At 73.5% G+C, this 19699-nt stretch carries 11 protein-coding genes and 1 pseudogene; 4 read left to right on the top strand and 8 right to left on the bottom strand.

The genetic code is table 11. The annotated features are described in order from the left end of the window. Positions 1-72: 72 nt before the first annotated feature. Positions 73-909: a LysR family transcriptional regulator gene (locus A3CE_RS0138120; RefSeq protein ID WP_020645363.1), complete on the top strand. Its 837-nt coding sequence runs from the start codon at positions 73-75 to the stop codon at positions 907-909. A gap of 80 nt (positions 910-989) precedes the next feature. Further along, on the top strand, positions 990-1250 hold the full coding sequence (locus tag A3CE_RS58905; RefSeq protein WP_020645364.1) for a hypothetical protein: 261 nt from the start codon (positions 990-992) through the stop codon (positions 1248-1250). A gap of 5 nt (positions 1251-1255) precedes the next feature. Here the strand turns inward: A3CE_RS58905 and A3CE_RS59975 are convergent. The 3 genes and pseudogenes from A3CE_RS59975 to A3CE_RS0138135 all read right to left on the bottom strand — a co-directional run. Further along, a pseudogene (locus A3CE_RS59975) lies at positions 1256-1384 on the bottom strand (aminoglycoside phosphotransferase); the annotation flags it as partial. 200 nt (positions 1385-1584) lie between these two features. Next, positions 1585-1869: an anti-sigma factor family protein gene (locus tag A3CE_RS0138130; protein WP_245589835.1), complete on the bottom strand. Its 285-nt coding sequence runs from the start codon at positions 1867-1869 to the stop codon at positions 1585-1587. A 133-nt stretch (positions 1870-2002) separates the two neighbouring features. Then, a complete protein-coding gene (locus A3CE_RS0138135; protein ID WP_043791304.1) occupies positions 2003-2689 on the bottom strand; it encodes an RNA polymerase sigma factor in 687 nt (228 codons plus the stop codon). Positions 2690-2913: 224 nt separating this feature from the next. Between A3CE_RS0138135 and A3CE_RS0138140 the strand changes: the two genes are divergently transcribed. Then, positions 2914-4224: a preATP grasp domain-containing protein gene (locus A3CE_RS0138140; protein ID WP_125591538.1), complete on the top strand. Its 1311-nt coding sequence runs from the start codon at positions 2914-2916 to the stop codon at positions 4222-4224. 4 nt (positions 4225-4228) lie between these two features. Next, complete coding sequence (locus tag A3CE_RS0138145; protein ID WP_020645368.1) at positions 4229-5671, top strand: MFS transporter; 1443 nt, start codon at positions 4229-4231, stop codon at positions 5669-5671. A 94-nt stretch (positions 5672-5765) separates the two neighbouring features. Here the strand turns inward: A3CE_RS0138145 and A3CE_RS0138150 are convergent, their stop codons facing one another. The 5 genes from A3CE_RS0138150 to A3CE_RS0138170 all read right to left on the bottom strand — a co-directional run bounded on the left by A3CE_RS0138150 (position 5766) and on the right by A3CE_RS0138170 (position 19686). Next, entirely contained in the window at positions 5766-6863 is a 1098-nt protein-coding gene (locus tag A3CE_RS0138150; protein WP_020645369.1) for a DNA glycosylase AlkZ-like family protein, read from the bottom strand. 7 nt (positions 6864-6870) lie between these two features. Then, positions 6871-8184, bottom strand: coding sequence for a cation:proton antiporter (locus A3CE_RS0138155; protein ID WP_020645370.1), 1314 nt, complete (start codon positions 8182-8184; stop codon positions 6871-6873). Between the two features lie 54 nt (positions 8185-8238). Then, the gene (locus tag A3CE_RS0138160; RefSeq protein WP_125591540.1) at positions 8239-9144 is read right to left on the bottom strand and encodes a DMT family transporter; all 906 of its coding nucleotides are present in this window, start codon (positions 9142-9144) and stop codon (positions 8239-8241) included. 80 nt (positions 9145-9224) lie between these two features. Continuing rightward, a complete protein-coding gene (locus tag A3CE_RS0138165) occupies positions 9225-10088 on the bottom strand; it encodes a phytanoyl-CoA dioxygenase family protein (RefSeq protein WP_020645372.1) in 864 nt (287 codons plus the stop codon). A 22-nt stretch (positions 10089-10110) separates the two neighbouring features. Then, entirely contained in the window at positions 10111-19686 is a 9576-nt protein-coding gene (locus A3CE_RS0138170; protein ID WP_125591542.1) for a type I polyketide synthase, read from the bottom strand. Positions 19687-19699 lie beyond the last annotated feature (13 nt).

Raw genomic sequence — 19699 nt, forward strand, 5'->3', positions numbered from 1 at the left:
GGCCGGGAACCAACACCACCCGAGCCACCCATCGATACCCGGTCGACATGGATCGGGCGGTACCCTGACCGGGTGGAGACACGGGAGCTGCGGTACTTCGTCTCGGTCGCCGAGGAGCTGCACTTCGGCCGGGCCGCCGAACGGCTGGGTATCGCCCAGCCGCCGCTGTCGCGGACGATCGCCCGGCTCGAGCGACGGCTCGGCGTCGCCTTGCTGGAACGCACCAGCCGCAAGGTCTCGCTCACCGAAGCCGGGGCGGTGCTGCTGGCCGAGGGCCGGGCGATCCTCGGTGCGCTGGCCACCGCCGAGCGGCGCACCCAGCGGGCCGCCACGAACCGGCCCTCGCTCGTTCTGGCCACGAAGGCCGGTGCCTCCCGTGAACTGCTGACGAAGCTGCTCGACGCGTACGCCGCCGAGCCGGGTGCGGTCGCCGTCGACCTGCTGCTCTGCGAATCCCAGCCCCAGCAGACACTGCACGACGGCCGGGCCGACGTGGCGCTGCTGCACCTGCCCTTCGACGCGACGGCCGGGCTCGACACCGAAGTCCTGCACACCGAGGGGCAGATCGCGATCCTGCCCAGCTGGCACCCGCTCGTTGTCCGGTCCGGCGTCCGGCTCGCGGAGGTCAGCTCCCTGCCGGACCTCCCGTTGGCCCGCTGGCCCGGCCCCGGCGGCCGCTACCCCGATGGGCCCGGCGCGGAAATGCGCAACCAGACGCAGCTCTTCCAGCTGATCGCGCTCGGCCGCACCACGGTGGTCATGCCCGAATCCAGCCGCGCCAACCTGCTCGAAGGCCTGGCCGCCGTGCCGGTCCTGGACGCACCGCCGGTGACGACGGTCATCGCCTGGCCGCCGCACAGCCGCTCCCGGGCACTCGCCGAACTGGTCCGGGTGGCCACCCGCCGCTGAACACTCGCCCTCGAAGGCCCGTCCACGTCACACTGGTGCGGGGTTCTGGAGCGTTGGCTCGGCACGAGGAGGTACCCGGGATGCCCACGGCCATCGAGTACGCGGTAGCCCAGCACTGGCACGACCAGAACGGGTGTGGCGGCGGGCCGCCGGAAGCGAACCTGGTGCTGGCGCACAGTGGCACGGCGAGTTCCGTCTCGGACGTCTCGGACGTCTCGGACGTCTCGGACGTCTCGGCGGCCCAGGCCGACGGCTGGCTGCCCGGCGGCCTGCCGGCCGTCCGCTCGGTGCTCGCGGGTTCACCGGGAAGCCAAGGGTTGACCGACCACGGGAACGGGTAATCCAGGCCTGGACGCCCTTCGGCCAGTGGCACGGGGACGGGGAGCGGCAACTGGGGAGCGAGTATGGGAAGCCACCGCTGTTCCTTGCCGACCGCAAGGGCGTACTCGGCCGCGCTGGGCAGCCGCGTCACCATCGTGTCGCCGAGGTGGAAGGTGAAGTTGTCCCACCCGCCCTGGGTCACGGGCCGGACCGGGAGACCGGCCCACTGCGGGAACTGGTCGCCGATGAGGCGGCGCACCTGTCCGGTGTGGACGGTGACGCGCTCGGGCCGGGGACCTGGGTCCGGGATGCTGCTCAACGAAAAAGTCCTTGCCTGGCTGGGAAAGCCGGCCGTCAGGGGCGAGTTTCGTCGCCGGTCGTGCCGCGGTCCAGCGGCGGGTAGCGCTTGTGGAACTCCGCCATGAGCGTGTCGCGTTGTCCGGCCGAGAGCGTGCCGTCGGTGTCGTCGGGGAGTGCCCCGAGCGCGCCGATGGTCTGCTTGAACTGGTCGACGTAGTTGCCGCAGCCGTCACAGATGGCGACGTGGTCGACCAGCCGCCGTTCGGTGACCGGGTCGAGCTCCCCGTCGATGAATGCCGAGACGAGTTCCACCAGCTCCTGACACGTCATGTTCCGCATGTCGACCACCCGTTTAGACTACTCGTTGTACCTTCCCGGCACCGCCCAGGCGGACAGATGTTCACGCCCATACAGTGTCGGGAAGTCGCGCAGCGTTACACCGGCGCGCCCGACCGCCGGCCGGGTGTCCGGCTCACGGCGCGACCGCGTCCGGGTCTTCGGCGGGGGATGCGGCCGCGAAATAGTCTTCGAGCCGCTTTCGGACGGCTGCTCGCGCGCGATGCAGCAATACGCGTTGATTCGCGGCGGAGATCTCCAAGATCGCGCAGACCTCTTCGGAGGTGTGGCCTTCGACATCGCGCAGCGTGAGCACGATCTGCTGTCGTTCGGGCAATTCCGTGAGGGCCGAGGCGACCTGATTCCTGATTTCCGCGGCCATTGCCTCCTGTTCCGGGGTCGGCCACGCGGCCGGATAGGCCCACCAATCTCCGGGGTACGGATCACCGGGGCCGCGGAAACGGCTCGGGTCGATGGTGGGACCGGCGTCCTCGGCCTGGACGACGCTGCTCCAGGGAATGGTGCGGCTTTCTTGCGCGCTACGCCGTTTGGCGGCGTTCACCAGGATCCGGAAGACCCAGGTCTTCAGCGACGAGCGGCCCTCGAAGCCGGTTATTCCGCGCAGCACGGCCAGCCAGGTCTCCTGCACCAGCTCGCGTGCCGAATCGTTGGTGGTGACGAAGTACCTCGCCACGCGCATCAGTTTTCCGGACCATGCGTCCAGGAGCAGTGCGTACGCGCTTTCATCACCGCTCCGCAGTCGCTCGAGGAGTTCGGTGTCCGACGGGAGCGGTGTTGCTCGTCCTCCAGTAATTCCTCCCACGGGCCGAGGGTAGCTCAAGCCATGAGAGGTCGCAGATAATAACGGATGGCTCCTGATCAACGAACAGAGCGTATTCGAAAACTGTCGCCACGGCCACCGGAACGGCCGGAACTCGGCCGCTGTGTCACGCCGAGTCGCGGCGTGACGCCGATGTGACTGTGCGGACACGGCGGCGGGCGCAGGGTCTCGCCGACCGTGTGTTCCCGCCGAACGAGGAAGCCACGATGCCCAAGGTCGTAGTCGCCGAACCGGAAGCCGGGCCCCCGGGTGGCCCGGACGGCGTGCTGTGCGGGTGTGCGCTGCTCGCCACGGCCCGGGACGAGGACCTGGTCCTGGTGCCGCACGGTGTCGGGGACGCCTTCCTGGGCTATCTGGGCGGCCTGCTCGGGCGCCGGCTGAGCGGGGCCAACGTCGTCGTCGGCCGCGCGGCCGACGACGGCCGGGCCGCGGCCGAAATCCGCGCTCGCGCCGGCGACCTGGCGGACTGGTGCGTGACGGCGTATCGGCCGGGGCGGGCCGTGCTCGCCCTGGCCGAGGACCTCGGCGTGCCGCTGTCCGGCATGGACGGAACCGCCGGCGCCGCGGCCCGCGAGTTCCTCCGCTTCGGGGGCGCCGAGGCGTTCCGCGGGCGGATCGGGACGCGCCTGCTGGCGAGCACGGTGGGTGCCCCGCTGGCCCCGGGCCGGCTCGCCGGCACCGAACACGCACTGGCCACGGCGGTGCGGACGCTGCTGCCGGTCGTGGGCCGTGTGCTCGTCCGGCAGGACTCGGCCCGCGGCGAGGCGCTGGTGGTGACCGTGCACGACGAGATCCGGGACGAGCGCAGCGCGGTGGTGCGGGTGCCTGCCGACGACTGCGACGTCGACTTCCTCGCCGCCGAGCTGTGGCCGCTGCTGAGCGGGCACAGCGGCGCACCGGTGCTGGTCGAGGTGCACCAGCGCGTCCTGTGCTCGTACGTCGCGGAATTCTGGGTGCCCGGCGCCGAAGGCCCGCCGCGCCTGCTCTCCGTCGCGGAACGGCGCCCCGGCGTCGCGGGCCTGCGGCTCCCCGGCGGGCACCTCGCCGCGCCGGTGCTCGCCGGGCTGACCGCGCACAGCGTGAACATCGCCGCCGAGGCGGGCCGCCGGGGGTTCTCCGGCATCCTGCACGTCGAGTCGGGAACGACCGGCGGCGGCGCGTTGCTCGTCCGCGAAGTGCGCGAAGGCACCGCTCCCGGCGTCCCGGTCGACCACCTCGCCCGGGCGCTGGCGGGGCCGGGGTACGCCCGTGACCGCGTGGTGCTGACCCGCACCGGGATCGGGGTCCGCGACTTCGCCGCGGCCGTCGCCGTCCTCGAAGCCGCCGAGGTGGCCTACGACCACCCGTCCCGCACCGGCGTGGCCGTCACGGCCGATGCCACGGTGTGTCACGGCGAAATCGGCTGGATGGTCGTCGGCCTCGACGCCGGGCACGCCGACCGGCTCGAAGAACGCGCGCTCGAGGCACTGCTCGGGACGGGGAGTGACGCCCGTGTGACGGCTCGCTGCGGACAGTGATGGCATGAAAACAGCAACCGGAACGCATTCGTCGACCGAGGCCCGGACTCCCGCCGGGCCGGCCGGTCTCGGCGCTGCGGGTCTGCTGACCGTGCTCGTGGGCGCAGGCCTGTCGATCGTCGACTTCTTCATCGTGAACGTGGCCCTGCCCACCATCGACCGCACCCTGCACGCCTCCCCGGTCGTCCTCCAGCTCGTCGTGGCGGCCTACGGCATCGCCTACGCCACGCTGCTGGTGCTCGGCGGCCGGCTCGGCGACCACTTCGGCCGCCGTCGGCTGTTCACCACCGGCCTCGGGCTGTTCACGCTCACCTCGCTCGCGTGCGGTCTCGCGCCGACCGCGGGCCTGCTGGTGGCGGCCCGGGCGGCGCAGGGCGCCGCGGCGGCGCTGATGGTGCCGCAGGTGCTCTCGATCATCCAGGCCACGACCACCGGCGAGCGGCGGTCGAAGGCTCTCGGCTGGTGGGGCGCCACCTCGGGGCTGGCGATGATCATCGGCCAGCTGGTCGGTGGCGTGCTGGTGACCGCCGACCTCGGTGGCCTGGCGTGGCGGCCGATCTTCCTGGTGAACGTGCCGATCGGCATCGTCTGCCTGCTCGCCGTCCGCCGGACGGTGCCCGAAAACCGCGCGGAGCGCCCGCTGGGCCTCGACCGCGCCGGGACACCCCTGTTCGGGGCGCTGGTCCTGGCCGTGCTGCTGCCCCTGATGGCCGGCCGGGTGCTGGGCTGGCCGTGGTGGACCTGGCTGTCGCTGGCGGTGGCCCCGATCCTCGCCGTGCTGTTCGCCTTCTCGCAGAAGCGCGGGGAACACGAGGGCCGGACCCCGTTGCTGCCGCCGTCCCTGCTGGCCTTGCCCAGCATGCGGCGCGGCCTGCTGCTGAGCGTGCCGTTCTTCCTCGGCTTCGGCGCCTTCCTGTTCGTCTACGCGCTGACCCTGCAGGACGGGCTGCGCCTCGACGCCGCGGCCGCCGGGCTCGCGATCACCCCGATGGCCGCCGGGTTCCTCGTCGCGTCCCTGCTGAGCAGCCGGTTGACCGTCCACTTCGGACAGCGGGTGGTGACCGCGGGCGCGGCGCTGCAGGCGGTGGGGATCGCCGTGCTCATCGGCACGGTCCTGCTCGAGTGGCCGCAGGTGCCGCTCCCGGCGCTGATCCCGGGCATGGCCGTGGCGGGCTTCGGGCAGGGACTGACGATGACCACGATGTTCCGCGTCGTGCTCTCGAAGGTCCCGGCGGCCCAGGCGGGCTCGGCGAGCGGCGTCCTGGTGACCGTGCAGCAGGTGTCGGTGGCCGCGGGCGTGGCCACGCTCGGCAGCGCGTACCTGTGGCTGGCCGAACCCGGGGTGCTCGGCGTCCTCGACGCCTTCGTGGGTGTCATGGCCGTCCAGGTCCTGGTCGCACTGGCGATCGTGTTCACCGGCCGGAAGCTGCCCGACCCGCGCGGGTGACGTCGAGGAGTGGCGGGGCGGTGTCTTGAATGACTCATTCAGGTCTTCGGAGGTCCTGAATGAGTCATTCAAGACCTCCGGCGGGCCTGGAGTGTCAGGGGGTGAGTGTGGCGGAACGCAGGCGGCGGCCGAGGGTGGCCGCCAGCTGTTCCGCTTCGCGGTCGAAGCCCGCGCGGAACGCCTTGCCCGTCAGCGGGCGGCCGGCGAACCGGCCCTCCAGGACCAGGCCGTCGTCCGAAGCGGTGCTGCACACCCAGCCCACGACCTGGTGCCCGGCCAGCAACGGCAGGGCGTAGTACCCGAACACCCGTTTCGCGGCCGGGGTGTACGCCTCGAACCGGTACGGCCAGCCCCACAGGGCCTCGAACCGGCGGCGGTCCCAGACGACCGGGTCGAACGGGGCGAGGAACCGGACGCGGCCCGTCGCCGCGCCGTCGGGGACGTCGGCGCCGGCGGGGCGGAGCCAGTCCAGGCCGGCCGCCGGTTCGCGGACGAGCTCGCCTGACTCCAGCAGGGCGTCGACCGCCTTCGACGCGTCGATGCCGCCTCGGCGGCGAAGCTGAACGAGCACGCTTCGCAAGCTGGACAAGGGAACCGGCATCAGCAGCCGGGCCAGGTGCAGCACCAGCCGGTGTGCGCACTCGTCCCGGCCGGCCGGGACGGTCGGCGGTTCCGCCGGGCCGTAGAGCTTCACGCCGTTGCGGCGCCCGGCGACCCGGACGAGCCAGTGCCGGTGCAGCTCGTCGAGCGCCTGCGTGCTCGCGGTGGACGTGCCGCCCCAGAGGTTCTCCACCCGCGCGTCGCCCAGGCGCGTGGCGACCTCCCGCGGATGGACGACGCCGTGTTCGCCGACGAGCGCGAGGACCTCGGCCGCCACGCCCGACGGCCGGTACGGGAAGCCCGGGTGGGCGCGGGGGTCGGCCAGCGCGGCCAGCCGCCGCGTCATCGCGCCGTAGACGTGCAGGTACCCCTCCTCCAGGCCGAACTCCGGGTAGGCCCGGTCGAGGTCGCCTTCGCGGTAGCCGCGGACCCGCTGGCGCAGGATCAGGTCCTGGGCCCGGGCCGGGCTGCGGATCGGGTCGTACTGCACGAACTCGAGGGCCGCGACGACGTCCGCGAGCGGGCCCGCGGCGCCGAGGGTCGCGTGCACCGCCGTCGCGCGGAGGCGCCGGAGCCGGCTGGTCTCGCTCATCGGGCGATCATCCGGTGCGGACCGCTTCCTCCGCCTCCGGGGTCGCCGTCCCGGCGGCTGCCCGCCGCCGGGCCAGTGTCAGCAGCGGCCCGGTCATCATCGTGGTCAGCACGGCCATGATCACCATCGCGGTGAACAGCCGCGTGTCGAGCACGCCGAGGCTCAGCCCGACGTTCAGGATCACCAGCTCGGTCAGGCCACGGGTGTTGAGCAGGATGCCGAGCGCGACCGACCGGCGCCCGCTCACGCCGGTCAGGCGCGCCGCGCCCGCGGCACCGGCGAACTTGCTCAGGCAGGCCACGGCGACCACCGCGAGGACGATCACGACGCCGCGCATCCCGAGCGTCCCGAGATCGACCGAAAGCCCGGTGACGGTGAAGAACACCGGCAGCAGCAGCAGGCTCATCTGCTGGATCCGGTCGGGTGCCTCCGGGGTGCTCGCCGCGACCGGCCGCCGGGGCACGACGGCGCCGAAGAGGAATGCGCCGAACACCACGTGCAGGCCGATCAGGTCGGTCGTCCACGCGCAGGCCAGCAGCCCGCTCAGCAGCACGGTGTGCACCACGAGCTTGCTGCCCGCCCAGCGGCGCTCCGGCGCCAGCAGCCACTTCAGCGCCGGCCGCACGAGGTACACCAGCACGAGGACGAACACCGCGGACCCGATGACGATCCGGCCGAGCGGCCACGGGCCGCCCACCGTGACCACGGCGACCACCACGGCCAGCACGCACCACGCCAGGAAGTCCTGCACGGCGGCGCTGGCGAGGGCGATCGTGCCGAGCCGGCTGTGCTGGATGCCGCGTTCGGCGACGATCCGGGCCAGCACGGGGAACGCGGTGATCGACATCGCCGCGCCGAGGAACAGCGCGGGCCCGAGCGGGCCGCCCATCTTGAGCTCGTGCCGGTCGAGCCACGGGTACAGCAGCAGGGCCAGGCCGGCGCCGAGCGCGAACGGCAGCGCGACCGACGCGAGCGACACCGCCGTCACCTGCCTGCCGACGCCGCGCAGCCGGGACAGGCGCAGTTCGTAGCCGACGCCGAACATGAACAGCACCAGGCCCAGCTGCGAAAGCACCTGCAGGTACGGCCGGGCGGCCATCGGGAACAGCACCTCGGTCAGGTGGCCGGGCAGCAGCCCGAGCAGGCTGGGACCGAGCGCGATCCCGGCGACGATCTCGCCGAGCACGGCGGGCTGCCGCAGTCGTTTCGCGAGCACGGCGAAGGCGAAAGCGGTGACGAGCAGCAGCCCGAGATCGGCCAGGACGATGCCGGCGACCGCTTCACCGCCGGTGTGCGCGCCGGCTTGGAAGTGTGGAGTCACGGAATACGACCACCTTCGGGGGAAGCCGTCTTCGGCGTCACTGCGGCCGGGACATCACTCCCGGTCGTACCGGACGCCGAGCAGGACGGCGAGGATCACGACGCAGCCACCGGCGATGCCGTTGACGGCGGGGACTTCGCCCAGGACGAGCCAGGTCCACACCGGAGTCATGGGCGCGTCGAGGACGTCGATCAGCGCCGCGTCCCTGGAGGGCACCCGGCCGGAGCCGACGACCAGGAAGACGCGGCCCAGACCGAGGGTGACGATCCCGAACAGGGCGGCGATGGCGAACCCCTTCGGGTCGAACAGGTCGCTGGTCAGGAACGGGGCCGCGAGCAGGCTGGAGAGCAGGCAGGCCAGCGCGGACGCGGCGAGCATGGGCGTGTCGCGGTGCTGCCGGGAGATCAGGATGACCCCGGCCACGCACACCGTCATCACGAACGCCAGCGCCATGCCGATGAGGTCGCCGCCGGTCAGCCCGCCGCCGGCCATCACCGCCACGCCGACGACCACCCCGGCGCCGGAGACCCAGAACACCGGCGACGGCCGCCGCCGGAAGAAGAGCAGCTGGGCCAGGCCGACGACGATCGGGATGGTGGCGTAGATGACCGACACGTTGACCACGCCGCCGAGCCGGTAGGCGCCGACGAGGCTGGTCATCCCGATGGTGAACAGCCCCGCCACGGTCAGCGCCGGCCAGCGGAAGTTGGCCCGGTCGGTCATCCGCTGCTTGGTGAACACCCTGGCCACCACCCAGATCGCCAGCGCGCCGAACACCCCGCGCAGGAACAGCACGTCGCCCAGCGGCTGCGTGGTCGCCCGGGTGAACAGCCCGATCGTGCTGAACGACGTCGCCGAGCCCAGCATCAGCAGGGTCCCGACCACCCGTTCCCGCCGCGCGTGCGCGGCGTCCGTCTTGTCCCGCACCACCGGTTCCACGTCTGACCTCTCGTCGTCCACCGGACCAACCTACGCCGTCCCCGGCCGTCCCGGCCGCCTGAACCGTCCATTGTGGACTTGCGGCCGGGACGGCCGCGTGGTCAGAAGACCTGGGTCCCGCCCACGCTGTTGAGCTGCTCCGGCGCGAAGAAGGTGTGCTTCTCGAACACGGTGTCGAAGTCGCCGCGCGCGAGCGTGTCGTCGGGCAGCTTTTCGGTCGGGCGGTACGCGCGGTGCGGGGCCTTCGCCGGGTCCACCGGCTCGTTCGACCGGGCGTTGTAGACACAATGCATCAGTGTGCGCGGCTGATCGGTGGTGTTGGGCAGCGACCCGTGGAGCATGTTGGCGTGGAAGAAAACCGCGTCGCCCGCCTGCATCTCGCACGGGACGACCTCCAGCCGGTCCAGGATCTCCGCCGTCCGCACCGGGTCGGCCACGTGCGCGCCGCCGACGTCGACCATGTCGATCCGGCCGAGCTTGTGCGAGCCCTTGACCACCTTCAGGCAGCCGTTCTCGAGGGTGTTGGCGTCGAGCGCGATCGAGCAGGTCACCGTGTCGGGGTAGACGCAGTCGTCGTACCAGTAGGCGTAGCCCTGGTGCCAGTCGACCGCCCCGGGGATGTCGTTGCTCTTGCGGACGAGCTTGATGTGCCAGAAGTAGCTCTCTTCGCCCAGCAGGAGTGAAGTGTTGTCGACCATCCGGGCCAGCCGCGGCAGCTTGCCGGCGTAGGTGTCGTTCTGCTCGCACCAGATGGTGACCTTCCACAGTTTCCCGTCGAGGTCGGGGATGCTGGACTGCGAGCCGCGGATGTCCGGGTGACTGTCGAGTTCGTTCTGCAGGGGGCGCAGCTCTTCGGGGGAGAAGAGCCCGCGCTTCACGACGTAGCCGTCCTCGTGGAACTGCGCGGCCTCCTCGGCGGTGAGCAACCGGTCGGTGGTGACCGCCGGAGTGGCGATGGATGTCATCTTCTGTCTCCTTCGGTTCTTCTCACTGGATGAGTTCGGCGAGCCGGGTCGCGTGCGGTGACCGCAGCATCGAGAAGTGGTCACCGGGAATCCGGACTAGGTCAACGGAGGTACCTCCCAACTTTTCCCGGGCCTCGGCGGCGAGTTCGGCCGCCCGGGCGGCCGGAAGACCGACGCCGGTGGCGGTCTCCGGCACGGCGATGACGACGGGGCAGCCGAGGTCCTCGACGACCTGGGGCGAGCGGGCGATCTCGCAGTTGGCGAGGTAGGTCTCGTACGCGCTCGCGCGGCTTTCCCCGGACAGGCGCCCGGCGCCGCCGCCCAGGTCCAGCAGGGTCGTGAACTCGGCTTCGCCCGAGGTGTCGGCGGCGGGGCCGCCGACGGGCTCGCCGTCGACGAGCACGAGCCGCCGCAGGGTGCGCCCGCGGCGCCGGAGCTCGACGGCGAGCGAATAGGCGACCATGGCGCCGAACGAGTGCCCGACGAGGGTCAGATCGCCTTCCGGCTGGGCCCGCTCGACCTGGCCGGCGAGGTCGAGGGCCACTTCGACCACGTCGGTCCGGCCCGCTTCGCCCGCCGCGCGGGTCGGCGACGCGAGTGTGACGAGCCCGCCCGGCAGCGCGCTTTCCAGGTCGGGTGCGCCGTCGAGCCGCCCGAAGATGCCGGCGACGTAGAACACCGTGCCGGTGCCCGTGGCCGCCGGGGTGGCGCGCGGACCGAGCGCTTCGGCGGCTTCGGCCAGCGTCGGTGCGTCGGACAGGTCGTTCAGCGGCACCCGCAGGCCGCTCTCGCGCTCGATGGCCGCGCGGACCTCGATGAGGTCGAGGGAGTCGACGCCGTTGTCGGCCAGCGACCGGTCCGCTGCCAGCTCGCCGGCCGCCACCCCGAGCACGGAGGCCACCGCCCAGCGCACGACGTCGTCGCCGGGGCCGGGCCGGCCGGGCGCGATGGCCTCGGCCGGCCGCGGCGCGGCGTCCGGTGCCGGCACGTCGTCGGGCCGGGCCGGGAGCATCGCGGTGCGGAACGGGTGCCGGCGCAGCGCCGGCGCGCCCAGGTCGGCGGCGATGGCGACCCCGCCGGTCCGGCAGGCCCGGTCCAGCTCGGGCAGGAGCACCGCCGGGGGCGCCGGCCGCTCGCCCGCCCGGCGCAGGTCGTCGTTCAGCCCGAGCCGCGCGGTGATGCCCACGCCGTCCCACGGGCCCCACTGCACCGACGAGACACCCGGGCCGGCGGCCAGGCCGTCCAGGTAGGCGCACGCCATGCCGTGCGCGGCCTGGCCGGCGTTGCCGAGCAGCACACTGGTCGAGCTGAACAGCACGAGCCGGGCACCGGTGCCGGCGAAGGCCTCGCGGATGTGGTGGCTGCCGCGGACCTTCGGGCGCAGCACGGCCGCGAGGTCGTCGTCGCCGACGCCGTCGATCGTGCCGTCGCGCAGGACCGCCGCGAGGTTGAGGACCAGGGGCTTCGCCGAGCCGGTCCGCACCCGCTCGGCCACCGCGCGGACGTCGTCGAAGTCGCCGACGTCGGCGGTCAGGCAAGCCACGTCGGCGCCGGAGTCCGCGAGCCGGGCGGCGAACCGGCCGGTCGCCTCGTCGGGCGCGGACCGGCTCACCAGCCACACCCGCCGGACACCGTGCCGGGTGACGAACCAGTCCGTGACGGCGTGGGCGAGGTCGCTCCGGGCCCCGAACACCACCAGAGCGTCGTGGTCCGGCGGCTCGTCCGCCGCAGCAGGCGGGACGGCTTCGACCGCGGGCAGCAGCAGCCTGCCTCCGGAGATCCTGGCGTTGACGTGGGACGCGCGGTGCGTCAGCAGCGTCCGCACCTGCCGGGCCGTCTCCTCGGCGGGCACAGGGCCGTCCACGGCCAGGGACACCGTCCGGACGCGGCGGTCCTCCGACGCCGCGATCCGGGCCAGTGCCGCGGCCATCGAGCCCGCGGGTGTCAGGTCGCCGGCCCCGTCCGGCGTGGCGAGCACGAGGGTGGCCAGGCCGGGGACCTCTTCGGCCCGCCGGACCGCCTGGAGCAGCGCGGCGGCGTACCACTCGGCCGTGTCGGCGTCCAGGTCGCCGAGCCCGAACCGCAGCACGACCGTCGCCGCGTCGTCCGCGTGGGACAGCCGGTCGGCGACGTCCACCCCGGGCGCCACGTCCACGACGGCCGGCTCGGACTGTCCGGCGGCCAGGGGATTGGCGCAGACGAACAGCCCTTCGTCCGCCGCGACGTCCTCCATGGACAGTCCGCCGCAGGCGCGCAGCAGGTCGACCCGCGCGAACCGGTCGCGCAGCACGGCGTCCCAGCGTTCCCCGGTGAGCAGCGGGTGGTCCGTCCGGATGTCGTCGTCGAACGACCACCAGCTGTCGAGCAGCCCGAAGGTCAGGTCGACCCAGGCCAGCGCCTTGAGGTCTTCGACGAGCAGGAGCGTCCCGTGCGGCGCGAGCCGCCCGGCGAGCCGGTCCAGGGTGCGTCCGACGTCCCGGGTGGCGTGGATGACGTCCACCGCCACCACGACGTCGTAGCCGTCGCCCAGCGCGGCGACCGACTCGTCCGAGTCGAGGTCGGCGGTCGCCGTGCGGAACCCGGGCCGGTGCCCGAACCGCTCGCCGGCGAGCCGGGTCAGCCCTTCGCTGAGGTCGGTGAAGGTGTAGTCGGCTGACGCGCCGAGCTCGTCCAGCGCGGCGAGGACGCCTTCGGTGGAGGCACCGGTCCCGCCACCCACCTCGAGGACCTTCAGCGGCCGGGGTGACTGGGCGGACGCCAGGGAGGCGAGCACGCCCGCCAGCGCGGTGTTGAGCCGGTTCAGCAGGAACGACCGCTGGTAGTACGTCCGCAGCAGGTCCGGGCCGGATCCGCCGAACAGGATGTTTTCGCCGTCGAGCGAGCCGTCGAAGAACCGGGGCAGCAGGCCGGCGCAGTTGCGCACGATGGACCATTCGGCGTCCACGGCTTCGGTCGCGCCGGTCTTCTCGACTTCCGCCGCCGGCCGGTCGAGCAGCCGCTCGAACGCCTTCAGCCGCCGGGCCGCGACCGTGGTGTCCCCGCCCGCGCGGGTCAGGTAGTCCCGCCCGCCCGCCGTGTCGAGCACGCGCACGGCGTGGTTTTCCAGCTCCCGGATCCGTTCCTGGTACCGCACGACTTCCTCGTCCGGCGCGGACAGCGCCGTGCGGGTCTCGTCGAGTGCCGCGGCGACCGCGTCCGGCAGTTCGCCGCCGACGGGCACGTGGGCGCGCCAGCCGAGCCGGTAAGCCACTTCGCCGTCCGGCCGCACGGTCTGGAAGCGGACGCCGTCGAGCTCGGCGAGCACGTCCCCGGTTTCGCCCGTCAACGTGCCGGCCGCCGTCGTCCGTCCTTTCGCGACAGTCACGCGGGTCGCCGGGTCCGGGACCGCGCGCAGCCGGGCCCAGGCGACGTGGGCGGGCATCCGGATGTCGGCGTCCCCGCCGCCGTCGAGCACGTCCGCGAGCTGGAGCACGCCGTCGACGGCGGCCACCTCGCCGGCGCCGATCCCGAGCCGGGTGTGCGGGCCGCCCGGCCCGGCCGGCCGCCAGGCCGCCGACGCCGCCGTTTCGCCGACGGTGATCTCCGCGAGGCCGTGGTAGGCGGGGCCGTAGGAGAGGCCTTGCCGCTCGAACCGCCGGTAGAACCCTTCGGGGTCCGCCGGTTCGCCGGGCTCGTCCGGCGTCTCGACCGTGCGGGTCTCGTCGGTGAGCAGGGCGGCGGCGTTGCGCGTCCAGTCCTGGCCGGGGCGTCGCGTCCAGAGGACGCACTCGGCGGGCGAGCGCGAGTCCACCGAAACCCGGGCCTCGACGACCTCGGTCTCCGTCTCGAAGGTGACGGGCCGCTCGAACGAGACGTCCGCCAGCAGGACGTCCGTCGCTTCCGGACGGACACTCCGGCCGATCTTCGCGAAGAGGCGCAGGATGCCCGCGGCCGGAACGACCCAGCGGGCGCCGACCCGGTGTCCGCGGATCCAGTCCTCTTCGGACGGTGAAAGGGTGAACGGCACGTCGGCGGACAACGTCTCCGCGAGCGGTCCGCGACGCGCGACGGGGCCCTGCGGCCGGATTTCCTCACGGTCGAAGGGGTAGGACGGCAACGGGATCAGTCCGCCGGCCGGCACACGGTCGAGCGCGCCCCAGTCGAGCGGGCGGCCGGCCCGGTACCGGGCCGCGGCGAGCTTCCCGAGGTAGCCGGGGACGGACTTCTTCAGCTCGGCCACCTGCTCCGGCGCCGTCCCGGCGGCTGCCGCGGCGCGCACCAGCCGCGAGAGCGTCGAGGAGAACCCGATCTCGACGACGAGCGGCGGGTGCTCCGAGCGGCGGAGGATGGTCCCGGCGGCGGCGTGGAAGTCGACCGGGGAGGTCAGCTGGGTCGTCCAGTACCGCAGGTCGGGCGGCTGGGGTGCGGTGGCGTACGCCGCGTTCGAGCCGACGAACGCCACCGCGGGTGAGCGGGCTTCGAGCGGGGGCACGGCGCGGCCGAGCCGGTCGGCGGCCTCGGCCATCAGGCGGCTGTGGAACGGCTTGCCGACGGGCAGCGGCGTCAGGTGGATGTCCGCCGCCGCCGCGGCCCGGCGCAGGGCGGCCAGCTGCGACTCGTCGCCGGCCAGGACGACCTGCGCCGGCCCGTTGACCGCCGCGACGTCGAGATCCAGCTCCGCCGCCAGCTCCCGGGCGCGGTCCGGGGTGCAGCGGGCCTGGGCCATGAACCCGCCGGACGCGGAGTCCATCAGCACGCAGCGGGCCGCGACCAGCGCGACCGCGTCCGGCTCGGTCAGCAGGTCCGCGCACACGGCGGCGGTGATCTCGCCGAGGCTGTGCCCGGTGACGACGTCGGGGGCGCAGCCGAACGACCGCAGCAGGCCGGCCAGGGCCAGCTGGAAGGAGAACTGCAGGACCTGTTCCCGGATCGTGCAGGGGTCGCCGCAGGCGCCGCCGGCGGGATCCACCGGCCGCGCCGGGTCGCCGGCGCGCCTGCCGACGTGCCGGTCGAACACGTCCGGCCCGAGCCGCTCGGCGAACGCGTCGAGCAGGGCCGGGAACCGCGTCGCGAACACCGGCCAGCCGCCGAGCTCGGCGACGACGTCCCAGGAGAATCCGCTGCCCTGTCCCGGGAACGCCCACACGGTCTCGCCCGCCACGCTCGCGGCCGGGACTTCGCACACCCGCGGCGTCCCGTCGCCGTGGACGAGCACGCCCCGGTGCTCGGCGAAGTGCCGGCGTCCCTCGGTGAGCGTGCGGACGACGCCCGCGGCGGGCAGCTGCCCGGCTTCGTGGCCGAGCCGCTCACCCAGCCGCCGCGCCAGTTCGTCGAAGGAATCCCGGCTCCGGCCGCTGACCGGCAGGTACAGCGGTCCGGTCCGGTCATCGAGGGTCTCCGCCGCCGCGGTGTCCCGGACCGGCGCGGGGGAGCGGACGACGACGTGGCAGTTCGCGCCACCCATGCCGAACGAGCTGACGCCACCGCGGACGGGCCGGTCGTCGGGCAGCTTGTGGCTTTCGCCCGTCACCGTGAACCGGCCGGAGCCCGCCAGGTCCGGGTGCAGCCCGGAAAAGCCGTAGGTGCCGGGGAAGAGCCGGTACCGCACGGCCAGGCACGCCTTGATGAACCCGGCGACGCCCGCCGCCTCGTCGAGGTGGCCGACGTGGCCCTTGACCGACCCGACCAGGCACGGCGCCTCGCCGGGACCGCTGAGCCGCGACGCCAGGAGGCCGTTCCACTCGATGACGTCCCCGATCGCGGTGCCCGTCCCGTGCGCCTCGACGAAGTCGACGGCCGGGTCCGAGGTGCCGAGCGCGGTGTCGATGAGCCGGGTCTGCGACTCGGGGTTGGGTGCGCTGAAACTGCCCTTGACCGAGCCGTCGTGGTTGGTGGCACTGCCGGCGATCTCGGCGTACACCGTGTTCTCGCCGGTACGGGCGTCGGTGGCGCGTTTGAGGACGACGACCCCCGCGCCGTTGCCGAAGACGGTCCCGTCCGCGTCCTTGTCGAAGGGGCGGCACACGCCGTGGCGGCTGCGGACCGAGCCGTCGACGTACTCGTACCCCTCCGGCTGCGGATAGATGATCGACACGCCGCCCGCCAGCGCGAGGTCACACTCCCCGGCCAGCAGCGCCCGGCGGGCGACGTGCACGGCAGTGAGCGACGTCGCGCAGGCGGCCTGCACGACGACGCTGGGCCCGGTCAGGCCGAGCCGGTAGGACACGGTCGAGGTGAGGTAGTTGCGGTCGGTGCCGAGCCGCTCCGGCAGCGTGTTGTGCTCCAGGAACGGGGTTTCGTCGCCGGCCAGCCGCCTCGGCTCGACCTCGTTGAGCAGGTAGGTGCTCAGCCCGGCGCCCGCGAAGACGCCGACGTGCTTGCCTTCGAGCCCCTCCACTTCGCCCGCGTCCTCCAGCGCGGTCCAGCAGAGCTCGAGGAACACCCGCAGCTGCGGGTCCATCCGGCGGGCCTCGGCCGGGCTGATCCCGAAGAACCGGCGGTCGAACCGGTCCACGTCGGCCAGGTGCCCTTGCGCCCGGACGAACGTTCCGTCCGGCTCCGGCGCCGCCACCGCGGACGTCCCGTCGAGCAGGTTCCGCCAGAAGGTGGCGGCGTCCGGCGCTCCGGGGAACCGGGCCGCCAGCCCGACGACGGCGACGTCGTCTTCGCTGTCCGGTGCGCGCCGGACGACGGTGTTACCGCTGCGGGTCGGCCCGTCCAGCGCCCGCTGCAGGTCCCCGATGACCGGGTGGCGGAAGAAGTCGGCGACCGACAGGCCGGGGTGGTCCCGGCCGAGGCGGGCCGCCAGCGACATCAGGCTGATCGAGTCCAGCCCGGCGTCGAGGAACCGCGATTCCGCGGTCACGTCGGGGTTTCCGGTCAGCTCGCGCACGGCGGCCAGCACGGCCGAACCGGTCGTGTCTCCGCCGCCGGCGGGCGTACCGTCCGCCGGGGCCGCGCCGAGCCGCTTGGCCAGCTTCGTGATCTCGCGCAGGTCGGGCTTGAAGTTCGCCAGCCGGGGGAGCGAGGGCACGAAGAACAGCTCGAACTCGTAGCCGTCGCCGAGGGTTCCGGCGACCCGGTCCCGGATCGGGCCGGGGTCGAGTTCGGCGCTGGGGTCCTGTTTCGTGGCGAGGACGGCGATCTTCGCCGAGCCGGCGGCCAGCGGGTAGTGCACGGCGACGGCGTCGGCCACTCCGGCGGCGGCGGACGTCTCCGCTTCGAGTGCCTCGAGGTTCACGCGAAAGCCACGCTGCTTGATCACCCGGCTGTCGCGGCCGAGGATGTGCAGCCGGCCGTCCCGGTCGGTGTAGCCGACGTCGCCGGTGACGATTTCGCGCGAGCCGAGCCGGACCACCACCGCGCCGCTGAGCGTCGCGGGCAGGTCCGTGTCGTGCCCGCCGACCACCCGGACCCGGACGCCGTCGACGGGCAGGCCGACCGGCGGCCGGTCCGGCCAGTCCTCCGGCGGCCCGGTCAGCTGGTGGCTGGTGACGTCCTGGGTCTCGGACATGCCGTAGAGGTTGACCAGCCGGGCCCGGGTCCGGCCGAACCACGCGCGGATCTCGGGCGTGATCTGCAGGGCGCCCCCGGCGACGAAGACTTCCTTGAGCTCGGGCGTCGGGAGGCCGGCGGCCAGCGCCGATTCCGCCACGGGACGCAGGAGCACGGTCGGCAGGTACACCTTCTCGACCGCGGCCGAGCCGAGCAGTTCGAGCAGCCGCCGCGGGTCTTCGCGGGCTCCCTCGTCGCCCGCCACGAGGGTGCCGCCGCCGCACAGCGTCGCGTAGATGACGTGGTAGGCGATGTCGAAGGAGAGCTTCGAGAACTGCAGCATCCGCCGGGGCGCGGGGAACGTCCGCAGGTGCCACGCGATCAGCGCGTTGAACTCCGCGCGGGGGAAGGGGATCGGCTTCGGCTGCCCGGTGGTGCCGGAGGTCAGCGTGATGTACAGCGGGGCCTCCGGCTCGGGCTCCGGCGCCGTCCCGTGGGCGCCGACGACGACCCGGTACGCCCCGAACGGTCCCTCGATCAGCTCCTCGTCCTCGCGCCGCCGGACGCTCTGCAACGCCTCGCCCGGCAGGCGGATGACCGCCCCGACACCGTCCACACCGGACAGTGCGCGCCGGGCGGCGGCCCGGCCGCGGTCCAGCCGCAGCACGGTGGCGCCGGCCAGGTGCACCCCCAGCACGCAGGCGATCTCGGCGGGGTGCTTGGCGCCGGTCACCGCGACCACCCGGTGCCCGGGCGGCAGCCGGCGGCCGAGGAAGTGGGCGAGCGCCGAGGCGTGCGACCACAACTGCCCGTAGGACACCGTGCCGGTGCCGGGCACGTCGATCGCCACGGCGTCGGGCCGGGCCCCGGCGACGGCGGCGAACCGGGCGAGGACGTCGGTGTCGTCCGGCCGGGCGGCGGGCGCCTCGGCGGCGGGTTCTCCCGGCGTGCCGAGCAGTTGCGCGCCGAGGTGGGCGAGCACCTCGGGACCGACCACAGTGGACTCCAGGGCGACGCGCAGCCTGCCGTCGCGGTCCCGCCAGTGGTTGACCACCAGGGCGTACGGCGTGCGGCTGACGGCCGGCTCCGACACCGCGCCGACGAGGTCGCCGCGGAGGGTGAACAGCGTCCTCGGCACGAGCAGCACGTCGAACGGGTGGTCCGGGTCGGCCACCTTCCGGAACCCCTCGTCGGCCATGACCAGCTGGAAGGGCACCCCCGACAGCGCCTGCGCCCGTTCGTACTCGCCGTCCGCCCACGGCCGCGCCGTCCCGCCGTCCGGTCCGTCGCCTGATTCGTCGTCCGGTCCGTCGTCCGATCCGAGCACGGCGATCCCCGGGTTGCCGAAGTAGCCGATCCGCCGGTCCTGCCCGGGCGTGCAGCCGTCGAACGGGATCGCGACGAGCAGCTGCTCGTCCGGCACCAGGGGCGCGGTGGCCGTCCGCAGCCGCTTGAGCAGCGTGACCGCGTCCGGCTCGCCGTGCGGGTCCGGCTCGAGCGTGCCGCTCCAGCGGTGGCCGCCCGACTCCGGCTCGACGACCCGCCGCCGCAGGTTGCCCGCCTTGGTGATGGCCGACGTCAGGCGCGTGACCTCCGCGGCGGCGTCCGGCGGCAACGGCGGCTCGGCCAGCAGCTCGCCGAGTTCCGGCGCGGCGGCGGGTTGACCGCCGTCGTCGAGGCCGGCGAGGAACAGTTCCAGCGACCGGTCGCCGTCGCACACCAGGTGGTGGAACCGGCAGCACAGGTACGTCGCTTCGGGGGTGGTCACCAGGCAGACCGACCACGGCAGCTCGCGGCCGAGATCCCAGGCCTGGCCGGTGAACTCCGCATACAGCGAGCGCAGCTGCCCGTCGTTCGCGGCCCGCAGGCCGGGCCGCACCGCGTCGCGCACGGCGTCGTGGGGCGGGAGTGACCGCCACACCGGCTCGCCCGCCGCGTCGACGGTCGCCGACAGCAGCGGGTTCGCCTCGACGACGGGCAGGAGCCGCCGCTGCAGCTCCTCGACCCCGATCGGTGCGGTGAGCCGGGCGGCGCAGGCGATCGTCAGGTCCGTGCGCCGGGGGTTCATCGCCTGCATGAACCACATGCGAAGCTGGGACCGGGTGAGAGCGGTTTCCCTGTTCACGGTGCCCACTTTC

The organism is Amycolatopsis balhimycina FH 1894, from assembly GCF_000384295.1.
GTDB classification, from domain to species: Bacteria; Actinomycetota; Actinomycetes; order Mycobacteriales; family Pseudonocardiaceae; genus Amycolatopsis; species Amycolatopsis balhimycina.